General features: G+C 70.8%; 6 protein-coding genes. 3 read left to right on the top strand and 3 right to left on the bottom strand.

Annotation, left to right across the window (positions count from 1 at the left end; all coding sequences use genetic code 11):
* A partial coding sequence (locus tag MFF42_RS20340; protein ID WP_238257369.1) for a hypothetical protein occupies positions 1–280 on the top strand: 280 nt, incomplete at its 5' end.
* A gap of 256 nt (positions 281–536) precedes the next feature.
* Here the strand turns inward: MFF42_RS20340 and MFF42_RS20335 are convergent.
* The 3 genes from MFF42_RS20335 to MFF42_RS20325 are packed head-to-tail and all read right to left on the bottom strand — an operon-like array spanning position 537 to position 3,790.
* Positions 537–1,232, bottom strand: coding sequence for a uracil-DNA glycosylase (locus tag MFF42_RS20335; protein ID WP_238257368.1), 696 nt, complete (start codon positions 1,230–1,232; stop codon positions 537–539).
* Between the two features lie 13 nt (positions 1,233–1,245).
* Positions 1,246–2,781 (bottom strand): bifunctional metallophosphatase/5'-nucleotidase, encoded by a 1,536-nt coding sequence (locus MFF42_RS20330; RefSeq protein ID WP_238257367.1) that lies wholly within the window; start codon positions 2,779–2,781, stop codon positions 1,246–1,248.
* A 7-nt stretch (positions 2,782–2,788) separates the two neighbouring features.
* Positions 2,789–3,790, bottom strand: coding sequence for a class I SAM-dependent methyltransferase (locus MFF42_RS20325; RefSeq protein WP_238257366.1), 1,002 nt, complete (start codon positions 3,788–3,790; stop codon positions 2,789–2,791).
* A gap of 200 nt (positions 3,791–3,990) precedes the next feature.
* Here MFF42_RS20325 and hemH point away from each other — a divergent pair, with 200 nt between their 5' ends.
* Both hemH and atpH read left to right on the top strand, forming a co-directional pair.
* Entirely contained in the window at positions 3,991–5,097 is a 1,107-nt protein-coding gene (gene hemH, locus MFF42_RS20320; protein ID WP_238257365.1) for a ferrochelatase, read from the top strand.
* A 475-nt stretch (positions 5,098–5,572) separates the two neighbouring features.
* Positions 5,573–6,022: ATP synthase F1 subunit delta (gene atpH / locus MFF42_RS20315; RefSeq protein ID WP_238257364.1), on the top strand; the 450-nt coding region annotated here is incomplete at its 3' end.

Below are 6,022 nucleotides of genomic sequence, written 5' to 3'. Positions count from 1 at the left end.
TATCTGGTATACCAGATACCAGTGTGCGGTGCGATATACGCTGCATCGCAACGCACCAACGGACCTGCCCGCCATGATCGCCCTCGTCATTCTCGCCACCGCCGCCGCCAACGTGATCCTCGTCGCGCTGCTGGCCGAGCGCTTCGGCATCGAGGGAAGCGCGCATGCCTCGGCCGGCGAGTTGGTCAGCCTCCAGGCCGCCGACCGCGCTCCCGCCTCGGCCGTCACCTATACGCTGGCCAACGAGAACACCGTCGCCGCGACCAAGATCGCCGCGTAACACTCCGTCCGACGAGGCCCTGACCGGGCCGTCTCAGCCGATCGAGCCGCCCCGACCGCGAACCGGTCCGGGCGGCTTTTTCGTCGGCGCGCTCCGCATTGGCGGGGAGAGAGTGTCCGCCCTTTCCGGCGATCGCTTCAGCTTTCGTCCCGCGCCGTCATTGCGAGGCGAAGCCGAAGCAATCCAGGGCGCGACCCCTCCGGAAATGCCGCGCCCTGGATCGCCACGGCTTCGCCTCGCGATGACGGGGGATGTCTCACAGCCGCCAGTCGATCGGCGCGCGGCCATGGGCTTCGAGCCACGCATTCGCCCGGTCGAACGGCCGCGAGCCCGGAAAGTCGCGGGCGCGGTTGAGCGGGGAGGGGTGGCCGGAGGCGACGATGCCGTGGCGGCGCGTGTCGATCAGCGCCTCGCGGGCCCGGGCCTGGGCGCCCCAGAGCAGGAACACCGCCGGCGCGGCGTGTTCGGAGACGGCGGCCACCGCCTCGTCGGTGAGCTGGGCCCAGCCGAACCGCAGATGCGCGCCGGCCTTGCCCGCTTCCACGGTGAGCGCCGAATTCAGCAGCAGCACCCCGCGCTCGGCCCAGGGCGTGAGGTCGCCGGTGGAGAGGTCGGGCTTGCCGCCCTCGGGGGCGAGCTCGGCCAGGATCACCTTGAGCGAGGCCGGCAGGCGGCGTCCTCCCACGTAGGAGAAGGCGAGCCCGTTGGCGTCGCCCGGCGTGGGGTAGGGGTCCTGGCCGAGGATCACCGCCTTCACCGCGGGCAGGGGCGTCAGCGTCAGCGCGCGGAAGATCGCCGCGGGCTCCGGCAGCACCGTCGCCCCGGCGGCGACGCGGTCATCGACCCGCTTCGCGACCCGGTCCGCGGCGCCCTCCCGGAAGAAGGGCAGGTCGAGCCAGGGGGAGCCGCCGGCGCGAAACGCGGCGAGCGCGGCCTCGACGGGTCCGGTCATCGGCGGTTCCCTCTCACGGCAGCACCCGGATCCGCCCCCCGGTCTCCGCCGGGAGCGGCGAGCGGGCGCGGATATAGGCCATCACCTCGTTGGCCAGCAGCCGTCCGTCGGTGCCGCCGATCAGGACCCGGCCCCTGGCCAGCATCCCGTAATCGTTGCCGCCGTCCAGCATGAAGTTGTTGGCCGCGACGCGATAGGTGCGGGCCGGGTCGAGGGCCGCGCCGCCGACGGTCGCGGACGCGACGCGCCGGCCGGGCGGCGCGGTCGGGTCCAGCGTGACCTCGATTCCGGAGATCTGCAGGAAGCGGCCGGAGGGGCGGCCGAGATCGCGATACCCGTTCTCCAGCGCCGCGCCCAAGGTCGCCCCGTCGATCGCCACGAGCACGGTGGTGTTGCCGAAGGGCAATTCCGAGAGAATGTCGCGCCGGGTGAGCGCGGTGCCGGCCGGGTAGAGCCGGTCGCCGCGGATGCCGCCGCCGTTCATCAGGCCGATCTCGGCGCCGGTCCCCGCCCGCACCGCGTCGGCGACGAGATCGCCGAAGCTCGCTTCCCGCGCCCGCACCATCCCGATCCGGCTGTCGAGGGCGCCGTCCGTCGTGCCGATCACGACGTCGAGCTCCCGCGACAGCTCGCCCCCGAGGCGCCGCACCACCGCCGACGTCTCCGGGTCGGGCGTCACCTCCGCGGTGTCGTGGATGCGGAAGGCGGCGCGCCAGCGCACGCCGCCGGCCTTCGACGGATCCTTCGACGGATCCTTTGACAGATCCTTGGGCGTGACGAAGACGTCGATCGCCGTGACGTAGTGGGCGTCGTGGCTCGACTCGACCAGGACCGTCTGCCCGTCGTCGTGGACGAGGAGATCGTGGTCGTGGCCCGAGAGCAGGATGTCGACGAGGCGCGCCCGCACGATCGCGTCGTCGGTGGGCCGCGCCGTGTGGGCGACGCCGACGATCATCTGCGCGCCGGCCCGGCGCAGGGCGTCCGCCTCGCGGGCGAGCGTCTCGATCTCGGGGCCGAAGCGTAAGGTCCCGGACTGCGATTTCTCCGGCGTCGATTGCAGGGCGATGCCGACGAGGCCGACGCGCACGCCGCCGAGGGTGATCAGCCGCGCATCCTCGATTCCGGGAAGCTGCTGGCCGTCTCCCCCGCGCAGGTTGGCGGCGAGGAACGGGAAGCGCGCCTCCCGCCGGCGCTCGGCGAAGACGGCCGGGCCGAAATCGAATTCGTGGTTGCCCGGCACGAACACGTCCGGCGGCGCCAGGTTCAGGAGCTCGACGATGTGCGCGCCCCGGTCGAAGCCCGACATCAGCGAGGGCGAGAAGCAGTCGCCGGCATGGGCGTAGAGCAGCGGCACGCCGCGGGCGCGCTCGGCTTTGACCACCGCGTTGAGCCGGGCGAAGCCGCCGCGCCCCTCCGCCTCGTCCATCGCGTAGATGTCGTTGACGAGGAGCAGGGTGAAGGTCGGCGTCGCCGCGAGCGCCGCCCCGGTGCCGGCCGCGAGAAGACCCGCGCCGAGACCGGCGACGGTTTGCCGACGGGTCGGACGCATCGCCGGCTCAGCGCTTGGTGGGCCCGTCCTTGGTGACCCCATCCTTGGAGAGCGCGTCCTTGGCGAGGCCGTCCCGCACCGCCTTGGCGTTGCGCCGGAGCGCCGGCAGGATCCACGCGCCCGAGGCGAAGTAGAGCCCCGCCGACATCGGCTTCAGGTCGACGGCGAGCCGGTCGGCGAGCCCGGGATTCTTCAGCGGCACGGCGGGCGCGTCGGTCTTGCGGTAGACCACCGTGGTGTCCTCGCGCCAGTACTCGGCATGCGGCACCAGCCCGGCGCGGCGGGCGAGCAGGTCGAAGGTCTCGCGCACGTAGCCGTGGACATGGGCGAAGTGGAAGCGCTCGTGCGGCGGCTTGCCGGTGGCGGCCATGTTCGGCACCGCGGCGTAGAGGATGCCGTCGGGCTTCAGCCAGCGGGCGAGCCGCTCCATCGTCTCGGCCGGGTTGCGCAGGTGCTCCAGCACGTGGTGCGTCGAGATCACGTCGAAATGGCCGGCGGGGAAGCGATCCGGCGCCTCGGCCTCGTCGAGCACCTCGACGCCGTGATGCGCGCGGGCATAGGCCGCGTAGTCGCGCCCCGGCTCGACGCCGATCACCTCGCAGCCGCGGCTCTTGGCTTCCGCCAGGAACTCGCCGGACCCGGAGCCGAAATCGAGCAGCTGCGCCCCGGCCTTCAGCTTCGGCGCCAGCAGGTCGGCGCGGAACTTGGCCTCGCGGGCGGAGCGGTTGAGGTGGTGGCGCGGCGGCCCGCCGGCGAAGGCGAGCTGGTAGTCGGCCCGGTAGGCGCTCGCGTAATACGCGGCCAGCTCGTCCGGCGTCGGCATCGGATCGGTGCGGATCAGGCCGCACTGGGTGCAGGCGATCGAGCGCAGGGTCTTGAGCCGCCGGTCGGTCTCGGCCACGGTGACGGCGTCGCGGCATCCGCACAGGTTGCACGCGGCCGGCGCTCCCTCGTAGGGGTAGCCGGTGAACGGCACGAAGTGCTTCAGGAAGTAGCGGGGGGACGGCATGTCGCGCTGGCCTCCGGAGCGATTTCGGGCAAAGGGTTTGCGTGAGATACGGGCCGCCCTCTCGGATGAGAGTCTTGGCCTTGGAAAGCCGCCTGCTCTAGATCGAACGGCCGGCCCGCACAACCGGATCGCTTGCCGCCGTGAGCTTGCCGCCATGAGGCCGCGTTGAGGAAGGCGGGACGCCCGTGACCGGAAACCCGATGAACGAACGCGTCGAACCTGACACTCTCCTGCGGGATCCCTTGCGCGACCCCCTGCGCGACCCCTTGCGCAATCCCGTGCCGGTCGCGCCCACCGCCCTGCCGCCCGACCACCCCGCGGTGAGGACGGGCCGCGTCGGCGTGCTGCTGATGAATCTCGGCACCCCCGAGGGGACGAGCTACTGGCCGATGCGCCGCTACCTCAAGGAGTTCCTCTCCGATCGCCGGGTCATCGAGGTGCCGCGGCTGATCTGGTGGCCGCTCCTCAACCTGATCATCCTGACCAAGCGCCCGGGGCCGAAGGGCCGCGACTACGCCAGCATCTGGAACAACGCGCTCGACGAGGGACCGCTCAAGACCATCACCCGCGGCCAGTGCGAGAAGCTGCAGGCGGCGATGGGCGATTCCGTCGTGGTCGATTGGGCGATGCGCTACGGCAAGCCGGAGGTGAGCCTGCGCATCCAGGCGCTTCTGGACCAGGGTTGCGACCGCATCCTCCTGGTGCCGCTCTACCCGCAATACGCGGCGGCGACCTCCGCCACCGCCTGCGATCAGGCCTTCAAGGCGCTGATGCAGATGCGCTGGCAGCCGTCCGTCCGGGTTTCGCCGCCCTACCACGACGATCCCGTCTACATCGAGGCGATGGCCCGATCGATCCGCGAGGGTCTGGCCAAGCTCGACTTCGAGCCGGAGGTGATCCTCACCTCGTTCCACGGCGTGCCGAAGAGCTACCTGCTCAAGGGCGATCCCTACCATTGCCAGTGCCTCAAGACTGGCCGGCTGATCCGCGAGGCGATGGGCTACAGCCCCGAGCAGATGCGGGTGACCTTCCAGTCGCGCTTCGGCAACGAGGAATGGCTCAAGCCCTACACCGACGAGACGGTGCAGGCTCTGGCCAAGTCCGGCGTCAAGCGCATGGCGATCGTGGCGCCGGGCTTCACCGCCGATTGCCTGGAGACGCTGGAGGAACTCGACGGCGAGAACCGCCACTATTTCGAGGAGAACGGCGGCGAGCAGTTCGCCTACATTCCCTGCCTCAACGACACCGATCTCGGCATGCGCGTGATCGAGCACGTGGTGCGGCGGGAATTGCAGGGCTGGGTCTGACCGGGCGGTCGGACTTTGGCATTGGAGCGACCCGCTTGCGGTTACTTCTCTGGCTCATCACTGCCGTCATTCCGGGGCCGCGCAGCGGAACCCGGAATCCATCCGTGATGATGCGTGGCTCAGCGTGGCCTCACGGGTAGATTGCAGGCCTCCGGCGCGCGCCTTCGGATCCGGGTCCGCTCGTCAGCGCCCCGGAATGACGGGCGTCTCAACGACCTGCGAATCCCGCTTGGTTGCTGCCGGAGGGGTCGCCACGATCCCACGCCGCCATTCGCCATGCCCTCGATCCGCCCCACCATCGCCCTAACGTTGCCTTGCGCCCCCTCGGAACGCATGCTAGGCGACAGCCGCGCCGCGGGGAGACCGTTCAAGGCCTTCCGTGCCCGGTGCAATTCCAATCCCCACGGACTTTGAGTCGCCGCCGTCACGAGGCGGGCGCAAGGGACCGGCGGGCAAGGATAAGAGAGAGCGACGGGTGGCGCAGAACGGTTCCGAGGGTCCCCTGCTGGCCGGTGTGGCGGGTCGCTACGCGTTGGCCCTGTACGAGCTGGCCCGCGACGAGGGTCAGGTCGACGACGTCGCCAAGAACCTCGACGCGTTCGACGCGCTCTACAAGGAAAGCGCGGATCTCCGCCGCCTCGTGAAGAGCCCGGCCTTCTCGGCCGAGGAGCAGACGGCCGCCGTCGGTGCCCTGCTCGACCGCGCCGGCATCGCGGGGCTCGCCGCCAACTTCATCAAGCTCGCGGCCGCCAACCGCCGCCTTTTCGCCCTGCCGGACATGATCCGCGCCTATCGCGAGAAGGTGCGCGAGGCCAAGGGCATCGTCCGCGCCGAGGTCCGCGTCGCCGAAAAGCCCTCGGACGCGGTGATCGAGGAGATCAAGGCCTCGCTCTTGGCGACGTCGCGCAGCGAGGCCTTGATCTCC

The organism is Methylorubrum podarium (assembly GCF_022179745.1).
Lineage (GTDB): Bacteria > Pseudomonadota > Alphaproteobacteria > Rhizobiales > Beijerinckiaceae > Methylobacterium > Methylobacterium podarium.
Note: the sequence above shows the minus strand (reverse complement) of the source record. Positions and strands in the feature narration are given on the sequence as shown.

Excerpts from the sequence above, each read along its gene's own strand:
- hemH (WP_238257365.1), top strand. The coding sequence starts at position 3,991 with ATGAACGAACGCGTCGAACCTGACACTCTCCTGCGGGATCCCTTGCGC.
- MFF42_RS20330 (WP_238257367.1), bottom strand. The coding sequence starts at position 2,781 with ATGCGTCCGACCCGTCGGCAAACCGTCGCCGGTCTCGGCGCGGGTCTT.
- MFF42_RS20325 (WP_238257366.1), bottom strand. The coding sequence starts at position 3,790 with ATGCCGTCCCCCCGCTACTTCCTGAAGCACTTCGTGCCGTTCACCGGC.
- MFF42_RS20335 (WP_238257368.1), bottom strand. The coding sequence starts at position 1,232 with ATGACCGGACCCGTCGAGGCCGCGCTCGCCGCGTTTCGCGCCGGCGGC.